Annotated in this window: 17 protein-coding genes; 14 read left to right on the top strand and 3 right to left on the bottom strand. The window is 63.2% G+C overall.

What is annotated here, in order from left to right; translation table 11 throughout:
- Positions 1 to 3: 3 nt before the first annotated feature.
- Positions 4 to 651 (bottom strand): ribosome biogenesis GTP-binding protein YihA/YsxC, encoded by a 648-nt coding sequence (gene yihA, locus QM569_RS11830; RefSeq protein WP_414987448.1) that lies wholly within the window; start codon positions 649 to 651, stop codon positions 4 to 6.
- 105 nt (positions 652 to 756) lie between these two features.
- Between yihA and QM569_RS11825 the strand changes: the two genes are divergently transcribed.
- The 5 genes from QM569_RS11825 to QM569_RS11805 all read left to right on the top strand — a co-directional run bounded on the left by QM569_RS11825 (position 757) and on the right by QM569_RS11805 (position 6,525).
- Positions 757 to 1,389, top strand: coding sequence for a c-type cytochrome (locus QM569_RS11825; RefSeq protein ID WP_414987426.1), 633 nt, complete (start codon positions 757 to 759; stop codon positions 1,387 to 1,389).
- Positions 1,390 to 1,484: 95 nt separating this feature from the next.
- Complete coding sequence (locus QM569_RS11820) at positions 1,485 to 3,608, top strand: cytochrome c biogenesis protein ResB (protein ID WP_414987425.1); 2,124 nt, start codon at positions 1,485 to 1,487, stop codon at positions 3,606 to 3,608.
- Positions 3,605 to 4,933, top strand: coding sequence for a c-type cytochrome biogenesis protein CcsB (ccsB, locus tag QM569_RS11815; RefSeq protein WP_414987424.1), 1,329 nt, complete (start codon positions 3,605 to 3,607; stop codon positions 4,931 to 4,933). The genes QM569_RS11820 and ccsB overlap by 4 nt, the downstream gene beginning before the upstream one ends.
- Positions 4,934 to 4,981: 48 nt before the next feature.
- Complete coding sequence (msrP, locus tag QM569_RS11810; RefSeq protein WP_414987423.1) at positions 4,982 to 5,920, top strand: protein-methionine-sulfoxide reductase catalytic subunit MsrP; 939 nt, start codon at positions 4,982 to 4,984, stop codon at positions 5,918 to 5,920.
- Positions 5,920 to 6,525: a sulfite oxidase heme-binding subunit YedZ gene (locus QM569_RS11805; RefSeq protein ID WP_414987422.1), complete on the top strand. Its 606-nt coding sequence runs from the start codon at positions 5,920 to 5,922 to the stop codon at positions 6,523 to 6,525. Before msrP ends, QM569_RS11805 begins: the two co-directional genes overlap by 1 nt.
- 72 nt (positions 6,526 to 6,597) lie before the next feature.
- Here the strand turns inward: QM569_RS11805 and lptM are convergent, their stop codons facing one another.
- Complete coding sequence (gene lptM, locus QM569_RS11800) at positions 6,598 to 6,777, bottom strand: LPS translocon maturation chaperone LptM (RefSeq protein ID WP_414987421.1); 180 nt, start codon at positions 6,775 to 6,777, stop codon at positions 6,598 to 6,600.
- 15 nt (positions 6,778 to 6,792) lie between these two features.
- On the opposite strand from lptM, the gene cyaY reads away from it, so the two are divergent.
- Positions 6,793 to 7,122 (top strand): iron donor protein CyaY, encoded by a 330-nt coding sequence (cyaY, locus tag QM569_RS11795; RefSeq protein WP_414987420.1) that lies wholly within the window; start codon positions 6,793 to 6,795, stop codon positions 7,120 to 7,122.
- On the opposite strand, the gene QM569_RS11790 is transcribed toward cyaY, so the two are convergent.
- Positions 7,123 to 9,531: a penicillin-binding protein 1A gene (locus QM569_RS11790; protein WP_414987419.1), complete on the bottom strand. Its 2,409-nt coding sequence runs from the start codon at positions 9,529 to 9,531 to the stop codon at positions 7,123 to 7,125. It lies immediately after the preceding gene.
- 69 nt (positions 9,532 to 9,600) lie between these two features.
- On the opposite strand from QM569_RS11790, the gene QM569_RS11785 reads away from it, so the two are divergent.
- The 8 genes from QM569_RS11785 to QM569_RS11750 all read left to right on the top strand — a co-directional run bounded on the left by QM569_RS11785 (position 9,601) and on the right by QM569_RS11750 (position 17,288).
- The gene (locus QM569_RS11785; protein WP_414987418.1) at positions 9,601 to 9,738 is read left to right on the top strand and encodes a hypothetical protein; all 138 of its coding nucleotides are present in this window, start codon (positions 9,601 to 9,603) and stop codon (positions 9,736 to 9,738) included.
- 62 nt (positions 9,739 to 9,800) lie between these two features.
- Positions 9,801 to 10,880: a pilus assembly protein PilM gene (locus QM569_RS11780; protein ID WP_414987417.1), complete on the top strand. Its 1,080-nt coding sequence runs from the start codon at positions 9,801 to 9,803 to the stop codon at positions 10,878 to 10,880.
- The gene (locus QM569_RS11775) at positions 10,877 to 11,497 is read left to right on the top strand and encodes a PilN domain-containing protein (protein ID WP_414987416.1); all 621 of its coding nucleotides are present in this window, start codon (positions 10,877 to 10,879) and stop codon (positions 11,495 to 11,497) included. Before QM569_RS11780 ends, QM569_RS11775 begins: the two co-directional genes overlap by 4 nt.
- A gap of 1 nt (position 11,498) precedes the next feature.
- On the top strand, positions 11,499 to 12,173 hold the full coding sequence (locus tag QM569_RS11770) for a type 4a pilus biogenesis protein PilO (RefSeq protein ID WP_414987415.1): 675 nt from the start codon (positions 11,499 to 11,501) through the stop codon (positions 12,171 to 12,173).
- Positions 12,173 to 12,715: a pilus assembly protein PilP gene (locus QM569_RS11765; RefSeq protein WP_414987447.1), complete on the top strand. Its 543-nt coding sequence runs from the start codon at positions 12,173 to 12,175 to the stop codon at positions 12,713 to 12,715. The genes QM569_RS11770 and QM569_RS11765 overlap by 1 nt, the downstream gene beginning before the upstream one ends.
- Positions 12,712 to 14,787, top strand: coding sequence for a type IV pilus secretin PilQ (pilQ, locus tag QM569_RS11760; protein ID WP_414987414.1), 2,076 nt, complete (start codon positions 12,712 to 12,714; stop codon positions 14,785 to 14,787). Before QM569_RS11765 ends, pilQ begins: the two co-directional genes overlap by 4 nt.
- A 166-nt stretch (positions 14,788 to 14,953) precedes the next feature.
- Positions 14,954 to 16,069 carry a 3-dehydroquinate synthase gene (aroB, locus tag QM569_RS11755; RefSeq protein WP_414987413.1) on the top strand — a complete coding sequence of 372 codons (1,116 nt, stop codon included), beginning with the start codon at positions 14,954 to 14,956 and terminating at the stop codon, positions 16,067 to 16,069.
- 43 nt (positions 16,070 to 16,112) lie between these two features.
- Positions 16,113 to 17,288, top strand: coding sequence for a deoxyguanosinetriphosphate triphosphohydrolase (locus tag QM569_RS11750; protein WP_414987412.1), 1,176 nt, complete (start codon positions 16,113 to 16,115; stop codon positions 17,286 to 17,288).
- Positions 17,289 to 17,311 lie beyond the last annotated feature (23 nt).

Genomic DNA, 17,311 nt, shown 5'->3' with positions numbered 1-17,311 from the left:
CGCTTATCCATCAAGCGCTGGAGGCTGATTTGGCTCAGATTCTGGTGGAGAGGGGTGGGACCACTGCCACAGCAGTTGCGCGACCTCATCCACGCCCTGCTTCTTGAGGGCCGAGAACATCTTCACCTCGCCGCCGCCCGCCTGAAGTCGCGTAATGGACAGCACCTTGGCCTGCTCGCTGCGCGTGAGCTTGTCGGCCTTGGTCAGCAGCACCAGGAACTTCAAACCCGCCTCGACGCGCGGGCGCACGGCTTCGAGCAGGGCCTCGTCCAGCTCGGTCAGGCCCAGGCGCGGGTCGCACAGCAGCACGATGCCGGTGAGGCCCGGGCGGCTGACCAGGTAGTTCAGCATCACCTGCTGCCAGCGCAGCTTGTCCGTGCGCGACACCGCCGCGTAGCCGTAGCCGGGCAGGTCGGCCAGCACGGCGTCCGTCACGCCCTGCCTGCCCAGGGCGAACAGGTTGATGTGCTGGGTGCGGCCCGGCTTCTTGGACGCGAAGGCGAGCTGCTTTTGCTGCGTGAGCGTGTTGATGCAGGTGGACTTGCCCGCGTTGGAGCGGCCCACGAAGGCGATCTCGGGCACGTCCACGGGCGGCAGGTGGTGCAGTTGCGCGGCGGTGGTCAGGAAGCGCGCGGTGTGCATCCAGCCCATGGCGGCCTTGGCGTCGGGGGAGGGGGGTGTCATTCGGGGAGTTGGGGGCGGGGGAGCGCCATTGTAGAATCGCGGGGTTTTGCGCACATAAATAAGACCCTCGATATGAAGCTGCTCGCCCCCCTGCTGATGGCTGCCGCCCTGGCAGCACCCGTTCTTCCGGCCTTTGCAGCGGGTGATGCGCCCGCCGCCGCCAAGAAGCCCGATCTGGCCAAGGGCGAGGCCAGCTTCACGGCGGTGTGCGCGGCCTGCCACGGCGCGGACGGCAACTCGGCCATCGCGGCCAACCCCAAGCTGTCGCAGCAGCACCCCGAATACCTCGTCAAGCAACTGCAGGATTTCAAGTCCGGCAAGCGCAACGACGCCGTGATGAAGGGCTTCGCCACGGCCCTGTCGGACGACGACATGAAGAACATCGCCTACTGGGTCGCGTCCAAGGCCGCCAAGCCCGGCTTCGCCAAGGACAAGGACCTGGTCGCCCTGGGCGAGCGCATCTACCGCGGCGGCATCGCTGACCGCAACATCGCCGCCTGCGCGGGCTGCCACAGCCCCAACGGCGCGGGCATCCCCGCGCAGTACCCGCGCCTGTCGGGCCAGCATGCCGACTACACGGCCAAGCAGCTCGTCGAGTTCCGCGACGGCAAGCGCGCCAACAGCATCCAGATGACGCAGGTGGCGGCCAAGCTGAACGACAAGGAAATCAAGGCCGTGGCGGACTACATCGCCGGCCTGCGCTGATCGGATTCCGGAACCAACCGCCCATAACAACCCCAAAACAAGGCGGGTCCATCGAACGGATGGCCCGTCTTTTTTTTCGCCCCCTTTTTTTCTTCATGACCGACACCACCCACGGCCTTCGCATCCGCTCCGGTTCGGCGGCGCTGCGCGCGGGGGTCGAGCTGCTGTCGTCGATGCGGTTCGCGATCTCGCTGCTGACGGTGATCTGCATCGCCTCGGTCATCGGCACGGTGCTCAAGCAGCACGAGCCGCAGGTCAACTACGTCAACCAGTTCGGGCCGTTCTGGGCGGAGCTGTTCGGGGCGCTGCAGCTCAATGCGGTGTACAGCGCATGGTGGTTTCTGCTGATCCTGGCGTTTCTGGTGGTCAGCACCTCGCTGTGCATTGCCCGCAACACGCCCAAGATATTGGCGGACTTGAAGACCTGCAAGGAGAACATCCGCGCGCAGAGCCTCAAAGCCTTTCACCACAAGGCCGAGGCCGACCTGCATGAATCGGCCGAGGCCGAGGCGCGCCGCATCGGCACCCTGCTGGCGGGCGGTGGCTGGAAGGTGAAGCTGCAACAACGTGACGCAGGCTGGATGGTCGCCGCCAAGGCAGGCGCGGCCAACAAGATCGGCTACATCGCCGCGCACAGTGCCATCGTGCTGGTGTGCCTGGGCGGGCTGCTGGACGGCGACCTCATCGTGCGCGCGCAGATGCTGCTGGGCGGCAAGACGCCGTACCGGGGCGGCGGCCTGATCGCGGACGTGGCACCTGAGCACCGCCTGTCCGACCGCAACCCCACCTTCCGCGCCAACCTGCTGGTGGCCGAGGGCACGCAGTCGGGCACGGCCATCCTGAACCAGTCCGACGGCGTGCTGCTGCAGGAGCTGCCGTTCTCCATCGAGCTGAAGAAGTTCATCGTGGAGCACTACTCCACCGGCATGCCCAAGCTGTTCGCCAGCGAGATCGTCATCCACGACAAGGCCACGGGCGCGCAGACCCCGGCGCGCGTGGAAGTGAATCACCCGGCCCGCTACAACGGCGTGGAGATCTACCAGTCCAGCTTTGACGACGGCGGCTCGCACCTCACGCTGCGCGCCGTGCCCATGGCGGCGGGTGCCAAGCCCTTCGAGGTGCAGGGCGTGGTGGGCGGCTCCACCGAGCTGATGAACCCTGGCGGCGACAAGCTCACGCTGGAGTTCACTGCGCTGCGCACCATCAACGTCGAGAACTTTGGCGGCAACGTGGGCCAGGGCGTGGACGTGCGCAAGGTGGACTTGCGCGAGTCCGTCGAATCGCGCCTGGGCGCGGCCAACAAGACCGTGACCAAGAAAGAGCTGCGCAACGTAGGCCCCAGCGTGGGCTACAAGCTGCGCGATGCGGCGGGCCAGGCGCGCGAGTACCACAACTACATGCTGCCGGTGGACACGGGCGACGGCGTGCCCGTGTTCCTGCTGGGCGTGCGCGAGTCGCCCGCCGAGCCCCTGCGCTACTTGCGCATCCCGGCGGACGACCAGGGCAGCATGGACGGCTTTTTGCGCATGAAGGCCCTGCTGGCCGACCCCGCAGCGCGCGAGCAGGCCGTGCGCCGCTACGTGGCGCAGGCCATCGACAGTGCCCGCCCCGACCTGGCCGAGCAACTGCAGCAGTCCGCGCTGCGCGCCCTGGCGCTGTTTGCCGGGCGCGGCATGGTGGACGGCAAGCCCACGGGCGGCTTGCAGGCCGTGTCGGACTTCATGGAGGCCAGCGTGCCCGAGGCCGAGCGCGCCCGCGCGGGCGAGGTGCTGGTGCGCATCCTGAACGGCTGCCTGTTCGAGCTGGCCCAGCTCGCCCGCCAGCAGGCAGGCCAGCCGCCCATGCCGCAGGACGAGCGCACGCGGGGTTTCATGACGCAGGCCGTGCTGTCGCTCTCTGACGCGCAGATCTACCCCGCGCCGCTGGCGTTCGAGCTGAAGGACTTCACCCAGGTGCAGGCCAGCGTGTTCCAGGTGGCGCGCGCCCCTGGCAAGAACGTCGTCTATCTGGGCTGCGCCTTGCTCATCCTGGGCGTTTTTGCCATGCTGTACGTGCGCGAGCGCCGCGTCTGGGTCTGGCTGTCGCCCCAGGACGGAGCCACCCACGCCACCATGGCCCTGTCCGCCAACCGCAAGACGCTGGACGGCGACCCGGAGTTCGCACAGCTCGCCCACCAACTGATCGGGGCCGCGCCGCCCCGCCGCGAAGGCACCGCATGAATACCGCCACGACCCCGACGACGATCACCCTGAACGAAGGCTTCTTCAGCCGCCGCAACTGGTTCGACTGGCTGTTCGCGGCCATCGTCGCTGCGGGCGGGCTGTATGCGCTGCAACGCTACGGCGCCTTCATGGACGGGTACGAGAAGGGCATCCTGCTCGCCGCCATCCCCAGCACCGTGTGGCTGTGCTGGTTCTGGCGCCCGCTGCGCGTGCTGGTGCTGGTGGTGGGGGCGGCGGCGCTGATGGCGATCGGCCTGTACCAGCACGACCTGGCGCGGGCCGACACGGTGTTCGGCCTGAAATACTTTTTGTCCAGCCAGTCGGCCATTTTGTGGATGAGCATGCTGTTCTTCATGAGTACGGCGTTCTACTGGCTTGGCATGTTCGCCGACGGCGAGCGCGACACCCTGGGCCTGATCGGTTCACGCATCGCCTGGGTGGCGGTGGCCATGGCGCTCATCGGCACGCTGGTGCGCTGGTACGAGAGCTACCTCATCGGCCCCGACATCGGCCACATCCCCGTCAGCAACCTGTACGAGGTGTTCGTGCTGTTCTGCTGGATGACGGCGGCCTTCTACCTGTACTACGAGCAGCAGTACGGCACGCGCGCCCTGGGCGGCTTCGTGATGCTGGTGGTGAGCGCGGCGGTGGGCTTTCTGCTCTGGTACACCGTGGTGCGCGAGGCGCACGAGATCCAGCCCCTGGTGCCCGCCCTCAAAAGCTGGTGGATGAAGCTGCACGTGCCCGCCAACTTCATCGGCTACGGCACCTTCGCGCTGTCGGCCATGGTGGCGTTCGCCTACCTCATCAAGCAGCAGGCGACCGAGACGCGCTGGTACAAGCTCGCGCCGCTGTGGCTGCTGGGCGTGGTGCTGTGCTTCGAGCCCATCGTGTTCCGCCAGGGGGCCACCCAGAACGGCGGCAGCTACTGGATGGTCTATTTCGGCATCTCGGCGCTCATCGTCGCGGGCATTCTGCTGGGGCGCAAGCGCATCGCGGCGCGCCTGCCGTCGTTTGAAATCCTGGACGACGTGATGTACAAGTCCATTGCCGTGGGCTTTGCCTTCTTCACCATCGCCACCGTGCTGGGCGCGCTGTGGGCGGCCGAAGCCTGGGGCGGCTATTGGAGCTGGGACCCCAAGGAAACCTGGGCGCTCATCGTCTGGCTCAACTACGCGGCCTGGCTGCACATGCGGCTGATGAAGGGGCTGCGCGGCACCGTGTCGGCCTGGTGGGCGCTGGTCGGGCTGGCCGTCACCACCTTCGCCTTCCTGGGCGTCAACATGTTCCTGAGCGGTCTGCACAGCTACGGAACGCTCTGAAAATGGTAGCTGCTTGCGCTTGCTGCATAAGCGCTGGAGGGCAATTTGATGCTGATTCGCATAGATGCCAACGAACCCCGCGCCAGCGAGATCACACCGCGCGCCGTCCATGAAAACCGCCGCCTGCTGCTGGGCGCTCTGGCCGGCGCGGCGCTCCCTGCCTGGGCGGCGCCCCAGGCATTGACGGGCACGCGCTCGGCAGTGCCCGGCGCGGTGACGATGGAAAAACCCACCGCCTACAAGGACGCCACGACCTACAACAACTTCTACGAGTTCGGCACCGACAAGGCCGACCCCGCGCGCAACGCCCACACGCTCAAGACCCGGCCCTGGACGGTCGAGGTCGAGGGCCTGGTCAACAAACCGCGCCGCTTCGACATCGAGGAGCTGCTCAAGCTCGCGCCGATGGAGGAGCGCATCTACCGCCTGCGCTGCGTGGAAGGCTGGTCCATGGTCATCCCCTGGGTCGGCTACCCGCTGGCCCAGCTCATCCAGCGCGTGCAGCCGCAGGGCAGCGCCAAGTACGTCGAATTCGTCACCCTGGCCGACAAGGCCACCATGCCCTACGTGGGCTCGCGCGTGCTCGACTGGCCCTACACCGAGGGGCTGCGCATGGACGAGGCCCTGCACCCGCTCACGCTGCTCACCTTCGGCATGTACGGCGAGGTGCTGCCGAACCAGAACGGCGCGCCGGTGCGCATCGTCGTGCCCTGGAAGTACGGCTTCAAGAGCGCCAAGAGCATCGTGAAAATCCGTTTCGTGGAGCACGAGCCGCCCACCGCCTGGAACGGCGCTGCCCCGCAGGAGTACGGCTTCTATTCCAACGTGAACCCGGCCGTGGACCACCCGCGCTGGAGCCAGGCCACCGAGCGGCGCATCGGCGAGGACGGCCTGTTCGCCAAGAAGCGCAAGACGCTGCCGTTCAACGGCTACGAGGCGCAGGTGGGCCAGCTCTACGCGGGCATGGACTTGAAGAAGTTCTATTGATGCAGGCGCGCTGGCTACAGCACCCCGCCGCCAAGCCGGTGGCGTTCACGCTGTGCCTGCTGCCCGTCGCGTGGCTGGCCTGTGCCGCATTGGCCGACCAACTGGGCGCCAACCCGGCAGAGGCCCTGATCCGCGCCACCGGCGACTGGACACTGCGCGCCCTGTGCCTGGTGCTGGCCGTCACGCCCCTGCGCGTGCTGACGCGCACGCCGCAGCTGGCGCGCTTTCGGCGCATGCTGGGGCTGTTCGTGTTCTTCTACGGCGTGCTGCACCTGCTGTGCTATGCGTGGTTCGACATGGGCTTCGACGTGCCGGACATCGCGCGCGACATTGCCAAGCGGCCCTTCATCCTCGTCGGCACGCTGGCCTTGCTGTTGCTCGCGCTGCTGGCGGCCACGTCGTTCCACCGCGCCATCCAGGCCCTGGGCGCGCGGCGCTGGCAGGCGCTGCACCGCAGCGTGTACGCCGTGGCGGTGCTGGCCGTGCTGCATTTCTGGTGGATGCGCGCGGGCAAGAACGACTTTGCCGAGGTGGCGGTGTACGCAGCCGTCCTCGCCGCCCTGCTGGGCTGGCGGGCGTGGCGCAGATTGCTACATAAAAAGTAGCTGCTCGCGCTTGCTGGATAAGCGCTGGAGGCCGATTTGGCTTGAAATTCCTGGCCCACCCTTGTGGGTGCATCACTGCGGGGCGGAAGCCGCCGGGCGCGCTGTTGGGGCGGGCGTGAGTGTTTCCGGCAACGTGGCCCGCTGCTGGGCGGCAGGCGCCGTGGGCAGGTACAGCGGCCCGCGCTGGCCGCAGCCCGCCACGACGACAGCAAGGACAAACGCGCTGACTAGAATTTGGGAAGCCTTCAACATGCCCGAATTCTAATAATGACCGACCTCGAATTCATGGACCACGCCGAACGATTGCTCCTGGCCGTCGAGCGCAGTTGCGACCGCATCAACGACGACACGGACGCCGACGTGGACGCCCAGCGCTCGGGCGGCATGGTGACCCTGACCTTCCCGAACCGCAGCCAGATCGTGATCAACCTGCAAAAGCCGCTGCACGAGGTATGGATGGCGGCGCGCTCGGGCGGCTACCACTACCGCTTCGACGGCGCCGCGTGGCAGGACACCAAGGGCGCGGGCGAGTTCTTCGACTGCCTGAGCCGGGACGCCTCGGCACAGTCGGGCTTGCAGCTTCGGTTTTCTGCCTAGTTAGTTCTTGAACAGGTCGAGGATGCGGTTGCGCTCCTCGGCTGCCGGTGGCGCGTGGGGCGCCGTCGCGGCGGTTGATGGTGCGGACGGCGCTGCCCGGTCGTCCACCCCCACGCTGGAGACACCAGCGTTGCGCGCATATTCCTCATAGAACCATTCGCCACCGACGTTGACCACGCCCGGGGGCGTCGGCGTTTCCGCCACGGGCACGCCCTTGAGCGCGCGCTCCATGAAGCTGATCCACACCGGCAGGCTGAGCCCGCCCCCGGTTTCGCGGCTGCCCAGGTTGCGCGGCGTGTCGTAGCCGATCCAGGTGATGGCGGCGATGGTGGGCTGGTAGCCAGCGAACCAGGCGTCCACGGAGTCGTTGGTGGTGCCGGTCTTGCCGTACAGGTCGGGGCGCTTGAGCGTGGCCTGCGCGCGCGCGGCCGTGCCGGAGCGCGTGACCTCCTGCAGCAGGCTGCCCATGACGAAAGCGTTGCGCGCGTCGATGGCGCGGGGCTGCTGGCTGGCAGCCGGGGGCGTGGTTTCGGATATCACGCGGCCCTTGTGGTCGGTCACCTTGGCGATCAGCCAGGGGTTCACCCGGTAGCCGCCGTTGGCGAACACGGAATAGGCGGTCGCCATCTGCAGCGGCGTGACCGAGCCCGCGCCCAGGGCCATGGTGAGGTAGGCGGGGTGCTTTTCCGCGTCGAACCCGAAGCGCGTCACCCAGTCCTGCGCGGTCTTGGGGCCCACGGCCTGCAGGATGCGGATGGAGATCATGTTCTTGGACTTGGCCAGGCCCGTGCGCAGGGTCATGGGACCGTCGTACTTGCCGTCGTAGTTCTTGGGCTCCCAGGGCTGGCCGCCCGTGGTGCCCGCGTCGAAGAACAGCGGGGCGTCGTTGACGACGGTGGCCGGGGTGAAGCCCTTTTCGAGCGCCGCCGAGTAGATGAACGGCTTGAAGCTCGACCCCGGCTGGCGCCATGCCTGCGTCACGTGGTTGAACTTGTTCTTGTCGAAGTCGAACCCGCCCACCAGGGCGCGGATGGCCCCGCTGCGCGGGTCCAGCGCCACCAGGGCGCCTTCGACCTCGGGGAGCTGGGTGATCTCCCAGGCGTTCTTGGGCGTCTTCACCACACGGATCACGGCGCCGCGGCGGATCTTGATGTTGGGCGGCGCCTTGTCGCTGAGGCCCGATTGGGCAGGTTTCAACCCGTCGCCCGTGATCTCCAGGATGTCGCCATTGGCCCGCGCCGCGACGATCCTGCGGGCCGACGCTTCCAGCACGATGGCCGAGAGCACGTCGCCGTTGTCGGGGTGGTTGGCCAGGGCGTCGTCGATGGCGTCTTCGACTTCCTGCGGGTTGGTCGGCAGCGCGACGAACTTCTCGGGGCCGCGGTAGTGCTGGCGCCGCTCGTAGTCCATGATGCCCCGGCGCAGGGCGCCATAGGCGGCCTCTTGCTCCGCCGCATTGAGCGTCGTATAGACATTCAGCCCGCGCGTGTAGGCGTCGTTGCCGTACTGAGCGAAGATGAGCTGGCGCGCCATCTCCGCCACGTACTCCGCATGCACCCGGGTGTTGTCGGGGCCCGTGCGGATCTTGATCTCTTCCTTCTTGGCGTCCGCCGCCTGCTGCGCGGTGATGAAGCCGTTCTCCTCCATGCGCTCGATGATGTAGAGCTGCCGGGACCGGGCACGCTTGGGGTTGCTGATCGGGTTGTACGCGGATGGCGCCTTGGGCAAACCCGCCAGCATCGCGGCCTCGCCCACCGTGACAGATTTCAATGGCTTGCCAAAATAGCTCTCCGAGGCCGCTGCAAAACCATATGCGCGATTGCCCAGGTAAATCTGATTCATGTAAATCTCGAGAATCTGATCCTTGGTCAGTAAATGCTCGAGTTTGAATGTCAGTAAGATTTCGTAAATTTTGCGCGTAAATGTCTTCTCGGAAGAGAGATAAACATTGCGTGCAACCTGCATGGTGATGGTCGATGCCCCCTGGCTCTTGACCCGCCCCAGGTTGGCCAGGCCCGCGCGCAGCATCCCCTTGTAGTCCACGCCCCCGTGCTGAAAGAAGCGGGCGTCCTCGATCGCCAGCACAGCATCCTTCATGACCTTGGGTATCTCGCCGATGGGCGTGAGGTTGCGCCGCTCCTCGCCAAACTCGCCCAGCAGAGCCCCTTCGGAGGAATAGACGCGCAGCGGCAGCTTGGGCCGGTAGTCGGCCAGGTCGGAGATGTCTGGCAGGTTGGGATAGGCCACGGCCAGCGCGACGGCGATGGTCAGCGCAAGGGCGACCACAGCGGTCGCAGCCAAGCCCGTCACCCAGGCCAGAATGCGGACGGACCACAGAAGCCAGGCAGGGCGGGCGCTAGCGGCAGGGGCACCCGATGGGGCTGGGGGCTTCGATGGAGAGGAGGGCATATCGCTCCGGGCAGGTAAGACTGCGCATTATAAAAATGCCGCCCCGCACCTGCCCGAAATCTCGCCGCCATGGCCTCGAACGCGCTGCCGAAAGCGGTTCAACCCTTGCCGAATGCCCTTGTGCAAGCAGAAAAAATCGTCTGCTTTTGGCAACGCTCCTTCAGCGTTACACAGGGAAAAATCTTTGCTGGAGAACTATCTTACTGATAGCATTCATGTGAAGTGTTAAGTTTTGTTGCCTCATTTTGGCAAGTCACAGGGGACCAATCTTGATCTCAATGGGGTCTTTGTTCAGTCGCCAGTTCGCACCGCTACTGGGAATCGACATCAGTTCTTCCAGCGTCAAGCTGGTGGAGCTCGGGCGTGATAAAGCGGGCAACATGGTCCTGGAGCGCTGCGCGATCGAGCCGCTGGAGCGTGGCTGGATCACCGATGGAAACATCGAAAAATTCGACGAGGTTGCCGAGGCCCTGCGCCGCGTCGTCAAAAAGAGCGGCACCCGGACCAAGAACGTGGCCTTGGCCCTCCCCCCGTCGGCGGTGATCACGAAGAAGATCACGCTCCCCGGGGGCATGACGGAGCAGGAACTCGAAGTCCAGGTGGAGTCGGAGGCCAACCAGTACATCCCGTTCTCCCTGGATGAAGTCAGCCTGGACTTCTGCGTGGTGGGCCCCAGCAAGAGCGCGCCGGGCGATGTGGATGTGCTCATTGCAGCCTCGCGCCGTGAAAAGGTCCAGGACCGGCAGGGGCTGGCAGAGGCGGCGGGCCTCAAGCCCATCGTGATCGACATTGAATCCAATGCGTCCCGGCTGGCGGCGGGGCGACTCATCGAAGCCTTGCCCAGCAAGGGCGTCGATGCGATGGTGGCCTTGTTCGAAGTAGGTGCGCTGACAACGAGCATGCAGGTCATTCGCAACGAAGAGGTGCTGTACGACCGCGATCAGGCATTTGGCGGGGCGCAATTGACGCAGCTCATCGTGCGGCAATATGGGTTCTCGGTCGAGGAGGCGGAGAGCAAGAAACGAAGTGGCGACCTTCCGGAAGACTACCAATCCACCGTTCTTCGACCGTTTGTGGATAGCTTGGCGCAAGAAATTGGCAGGGCATTGCAATTCTTCTTTACCAGCACGCCCTACAACCGAGTGGATCACATCATGTTAGCCGGGGGGTCGGCACCCCTGCCCGGTTTGACGGAGGCGGTTACCCAGCAGACGGGGTTTGCTTGCGGCGCGGTCAATCCGTTTGACGGCATGGAAATCGGAAGTTCCGTTCGTCTGAAAAAGATGGTGCGTGAAGCGCCTTCTTATTTGACCTCTTGTGGTTTGGCGATGCGGAGGTTCCTGCAGTGATTCTGATCAACTTACTTCCCCATCGGGAGGCGGCTCGCAAACGCCGGAAAGAGGCTTTCCAGGCCACGATGTTCGGGGCATTCCTGGCAGGACTGGCGATTGCTGGGTGCATATATTGGTGGTTCCAAATGATGATCGCCGACCAGCAGGCAAAGAACAATTTCCTGCAGACTGAGATCAAGGTGCTGGAAGGCCAAATCAAGGAAATCGCGTCCATCGAAGACGAGATTGCAGCCCTGCGCGCGCGCCAGAAAGCAGTGGAAGATTTGCAATCGGATAGAAATCTGCCGGTTCATCTGCTCAATGAACTGGTACGGCAGTTGCCTGATGGAGTCTATATCACAACGCTCCGGCAAGCGGACCAGACAATCACCATGCAAGGCATGGCGCAATCCAATGAGCGGGTTTCGGAGGTATTGAAAAACATTGCCAACAACACGCCATGGTTTGCGAAGCCTGAATTGGTGGAGATTGTTGCGAACAACATATCGCTGAGTCAGCGGGATCAGAGGCGGGTCGCCTCATTTACCATGCGATTCCAGTTGGTGAGAGCAAGTCAAGCCCAAAAGGCAATTGACACCGCCAGCGCGACGGCTGCGATGCCAGGGAGGAAGTGAAGTGGCTAAAACAAAAAAAGAAGTTGAGGTCATTGGCTTCTCTGATCGCCTGGAAAGTGTTCAGAAGCAGTTCAGGAACCTTGATTCGCGGGACCCGTCGCTCTGGCCTGTGTTGCCCAAAATCCTGCTATGTCTGTTCATAGCCGGTGCCGTGGCCGTTGTCCTGTGGTTTGTTGTGCTGTCAGATTACCAAACCGAATTGCAATCGGAGCGTGACAAGGAGGCGGCGCTGCGCCAGGATTATCAAAAGAAGTTGGCCAAGGCGGTGAGCCTGGAAGCGTTGAAGAAGCAGCGCGAGCAGATTCAGCAATATGTGATACAACTTGAGAAGCAGTTGCCCAGCAAGGCTGAAATGGCAGCATTGCTTTCCGATATCAATCAGGCAGGTCTTGGTCGAAGCCTTCAGTTCGATCTTTTCAAGCCTGGGCAGGTGGTTGTGCGCGACTATTATGCTGAACTTCCGATCGCTGTACGGGTGTCTGGGAAGTATCACGACATGGGGGCGTTTGCTTCGGATATTGCAAATCTGTCCCGCATTGTGACCTTGGGCAATATAAATATCGCCCCGAGCGCCAAGGATTCAGCGAGTCTGACCATGGACGCGACTGCTCGCACGTTCCGATATTTGGACTCTGAAGAAATCCAGGCGCAGAAGAAATCGGGGGGGAAGAAATGATGTTGTCGCATCGTGCAGCCGCTATGGCGGGCGCGCTACTTCTCTTGGCCGGGTGTGCTCCATCTGGGGAAGATGAATTGCGTCAGTGGATGGCTGATCAGCGCGCCAACACCAAGTCGCATGTGACGCCCTTGACTGAGCCCAAGAAATTCATACCAGAGTCCTATTCTGCCGCTGATCAGATTGAGCCGTTTAATCAGATGAAGCTGATGCAAGCTCTTCGCAAGGATTCCGTTCAGATTGCGTCAAACGCAACCCTCATTGCCCCAGAAATGGCCCGTAGAAAAGAGCCGCTGGAGGCGTTCCCCCTGGACTCCATGAAGATGGTGGGGAGCTTGAATAAAAAGGGAGGGCCTACCGCGCTTTTGAAGATTGACAATCTGCTGTACCAGGTAAAAGTGGGTAATTATTTGGGTCAGAATTACGGGAAGATCATACGGATCACGGAAACAGCGATTCAGATAAGGGAAATAGTGCAGGATGCTGCCGGAGATTGGGTGGAGCGCACTGCATCGCTTGACTTGCAAGAGGGTAAAAAATGATACAAATTAATGGTTTGTTCTCGAAATACTGCCGCAACCTTTTTGCTGCCGCATCCATTGCTTCTGCTTGCGCCGCTGGCTATGCGCAGGGTGCCATTAGTGCTGTGACTGGAAGCATCCAAGGTGGTGCTGAGATTGTCAAAATTGATTTGACGGAGGCTCCGGCTCAATTGCCTACTGGGTTTTCGATCCAATCCCCTGCGCGCATAGCGATAGATCTTCCCTCCACAGGCAACTCCACCGGTCGATCGGTGTTCGATGTGAATCAGGGAAATCTGAAATCGATCAATGTTGTCCAGGCGGGCGACAGGTCGCGCGTTGTGCTCAACTTGAAATCGCCTACATCCTACAGGGCTGAAATTCAAGGTAAATCTCTGCTGTTGTATCTTGAGCCTGTGGCTGTTTCGAAAATAGCGCAGCCTGTGAATAATGAAGCTGCTTCGAAAAATTTCGGCAGCGATATTTTGCCGCTGAAGGATATTGATTTTCGCAGAGGCGCGGATGGTGCTGGGCGAGTTGTTGTAAATCTGGGGGGCAGTCAAGTTGGGGTTGATTTGCAGCAACAGGCAAAGGGCGTCGTTGTAGAATTCTTGCGTTCATCTCTGCCTGAAGGGCTGCGTCGAAAACTTGATGTGACTGACTTCGGCACGCCTGTTCAAATGATTACTGCCTCGCAAACCGGCGAGCGTGTTCGCTTGTTCATCGAGTCAACTGGTGAATGGGTACACAGCGCGTACCAAAGCGATAATCAATTCGTGGTTGAAATTCGCCAGAAGAAGACTGACCCAACCAAGCTGACTCAGGGCCCTGGGTTCACGGGGGAGAGGCTCTCGCTGAACTTCCAGAATATTGAAGTGAGATCACTTCTTCAGGTGATTGCTGATTTTACCAATTTCAATATTGTTACATCAGACACAGTCACGGGGTCGCTGACGTTGCGCTTGCAGGACGTTCCTTGGGATCAAGCGCTCCAGATCATCATGGAGGCCAAGGGGCTTGGCATGCGCAAGTCTGGCACGGTATTGTGGATCGCCCCCAAGGATGAAATTGATGCCCGGACCAAGAAAGATTATGAGGCAGCCCAGGCGATTCAGAAATTAGAGCCGCTGAAGACGCAGGCATTTCAAATGAATTATGCGAAGGCGTCTGATATCCTGACCCAATTGGCAAGCACTTCCACCGGTTCCGGTGGCGCATCGACACGATTCTTGTCCGAGCGTGGCAGTGCGATTGCTGAGCCGCGAACCAATCAATTGTTCGTAACGGATACCTCCGAAAAAATTGAAGAGGTCAGGAAGCTTCTTGCAAGCCTTGATGTGGCCGTTCGTCAGGTTCTTATCGAGGCGCGTATCGTAGAAGCACGGGACACTTTCGGTCGCTCGCTGGGCGTGCGCCTGGGCGGGGGCTCCACCGGCAGCCGTGTCAGTGTCGGTACCAATCTGAACAGCACCACTGGCGCCCTGGAGACCACCGGCAGTTTCGTGAATCTGCCAGCGTCGGTGTCGAGCGTCTCGTCCGTCGGCTCGTTTGCCTTGTCGATCTTCAATTCGACGGCCACTCGCTTTCTGTCGCTGGAGTTGTCCGCCATGGAAGCCGACGGCCAGGGCAAGATCATCTCCAGCCCGCGCCTCATCACGGCGGATCAAACCAAGGCACTGATTGAACAGGGGACCGAATATCCTTATTCTGTCACGGCCCCCAATGGCGCCACGACGATCTCATTCAAGAAGGCCGTACTCAAGCTGGAAGTGACTCCGCAGGTTACACCTGAGGGAAATATCATTCTCGATCTCGATGTGAACAAGGATAGCCGAGGTGAAACTACTGACCAAGGCGTTGCAATTGATACGAAACATATAAAAACTCAAATCCTCGTCGAGAATGGCGGAACGGTTGTCATTGGCGGGATTTTTGAGTTGGAAGAAACCAATCAAGAAAACAAGATCCCCGTGCTTGGCGATGTGCCTGTCGTCGGAAATCTCTTCAAGAGCAAGACCAAAGAATCGACCAAGCGTGAAATGCTTGTGTTCATTACGCCCAAGGTCATTTCCGACAATGGTCCGAGAAGATAGCCGCAAGGTGATGATAGAAATTGTCGGGCAGACAGCGACTGGGGTGATCGGCAGCGACGGCGCTCGCCTCTGATTCAGGCTCGACCGAGCGAACCACCCTCCTGTGCAGGAGGGTGGTCTTTTTTATGGGTGCCCTGCTTTCATAATGGGGACAATTCCCTGTGCCATGCCTGTGACTACTACTTCATCCAGCGTCCTCATCGAATTGGGCGAGCGCAGCTACCCCATTGCCATTGGGTCGGCCTTGCTGGGGGATGCTCGCCAATACGACGCCCTGCCAGCGGCCGTAGCAGCCCTGGTTGTGACCAACAGCACGGTGGCCCCCTTGTACCTGCAGCGGCTGAAGTCCGCCCTGGCGGGGCGCTACGCCCGTGTGCTGGAGGTCGTGCTGCCGGACGGCGAGGAATACAAGAACTGGCAAACCCTGCAGCAGATCTTCGACGCCCTGCTTACCAGCGGCTGCGACCGCAAAACGGTGCTCTTCGCCCTGGGCGGTGGCGTGGTCGGCGACATGACGGGTTTCGCCGCCGCCAGCTACATGCGGGGCGTGCCGTTCGTGCAGGTGCCTACCACGCTGCTCGCGCAGGTGGATTCATCCGTGGGCGGCAAGACCGGCATCAACCACCCGCTGGGCAAGAACATGATCGGTGCGTTCTACCAGCCGCAACTGGTGCTGTGCGACCTCGACGTGCTCGACACGTTGCCGCCGCGCGAGTTCAGCGCGGGCCTGGCCGAGGTCATCAAGTACGGGCCGATCGCGGACATGGCCTTCTTCGACTGGCTGGAGCAGAACATCGACGCCCTGATGGCGCGCGACCGAACGGCGCTGGCCCATGCGGTGCGGCGCAGCTGCGAGATCAAGGCCTGGGTGGTGGGGCAGGACGAGCGGGAGTCCGGGCTGCGCGCCATTTTGAATTTCGGCCACACCTTCGGCCACGCGATCGAGGCGGGCATGGGCTATGGCGCCTGGCTGCATGGCGAGGGCGTGGGGGCGGGCATGGTGATGGCGGCGCATTTGTCGCAGCGGCTGGGGCTGGTGGATGCGGCCTTCGTGCAGCGGCTGACGGCGCTGATTGAACGTGCGGGCCTGCCGGTGCGCGGCGCCGTGCTGGACGCGCAGGACAACGCGGGGCGCTACCTGGAGCTGATGCGCGTGGACAAGAAGAACGAGGCGGGAGAAATCCGCTTCGTGCTCATCGACGGGCCGGGCAAGGCGGTGGTGCGGCCCGCGCCGGATGCACTGGTGCGGGCGGTGATCGACGATTGCTGCGCTGCTCCTTGATTGATAGCTGCTGGCGCTTGTTGGATAAGCGCTGGAGCCTGATTTGACCTCAAACCCACTCCTCGCCCCCTATGCCTGCGACCCCGCGCGATCGCGCGGGCGCCGCCATGCCCAAGCGCCTGCGCCCACGCGCACCGAGTACCAGCGCGACCGGGACCGCATTGTGCATTCCACGGCGTTCCGGCGGCTGGTCTATAAGACCCAGGTGTTCCTGAACCACGAGGGCGACCTGTTCCGCACGCGGCTCACGCACTCGCTGGAGGTGGCGCAGCTCGGCCGCTCCATCGCGCGCTCGCTGCGCATCAACGAAGACCTGGTGGAGGCGATATCGCTCGCCCACGACCTGGGGCACACGCCCTTCGGGCACGCGGGGCAGGACGCGCTGCACGGCTGCATGGCCGAGCACGGCGGCTTCGAGCACAACCTGCAGAGCCTGCGCGTGGTGGATCTGCTCGAAGATCGCTACCCGGCCTTCGACGGCCTGAACCTTACCTTCGAGACGCGCGAGGGCATCCTCAAGCACTGCTCCCAGGCCCATGCGCGGGCGCTGGAGGCGCAGGAGCCCGGCGGCGTGGGCCAGCGCTTTCTGCTGCGCCAGCAGCCCAGCCTGGAAGCCCAGTTGTGCAACCTGGCCGACGAAATCGCCTACAACGCGCACGACATCGACGACGGCGTGCGCTCCGGCCTGCTCACGCTGGCGCAGTTGCGCGACGTGCCCCTGTTCGACCGCTACCGCAGCGCCGCGCAGGCCGAATACCCGGCGCTGCGCGAACCCCGGGCGCAGCGTCGCCTGCTGAACGAGGCGATCCGCCGCATGTTGAGCGACCAGGTGTACGACGTGATCGACGCCACGCAGCGCGCGCTGCACGATGCCCGCCCTGCCGACGCGGATGCCGTGCGCGCCGCGCCCGCGCTCGTGGGTTTCAGCGCGCCCATGCGGGCGCAGTCGCAGGAGCTCAAGCGCTTTCTGTTCCGCAACCTGTACCGTCACCCGCAGGTGATGGACATGACGGGCCGCGCCCGGCAGGTGGTGCGCGACCTGTTCGCCGCCTACGTGGCCGACCCCGGCGCCATGAAGCCGAGCTTTGCGGCCAGCGCCCAGGCGGCCGAAGGTGCCGACGCCCGCGCGCGCGTGGTGGCGGACTTCATCGCGGGCATGACCGACCGCTACGCGGCGCGTGAGCACGCGCGCCTCACGGGGCGGCAACTGCTGGCCTGAAAAGGCCGCCCGTAGAATCGGCC

This window comes from Acidovorax sp., assembly GCF_047607405.1.
Lineage (GTDB): Bacteria > Pseudomonadota > Gammaproteobacteria > Burkholderiales > Burkholderiaceae_C > Acidovorax.
Note: the sequence above shows the minus strand (reverse complement) of the source record. Positions and strands in the feature narration are given on the sequence as shown.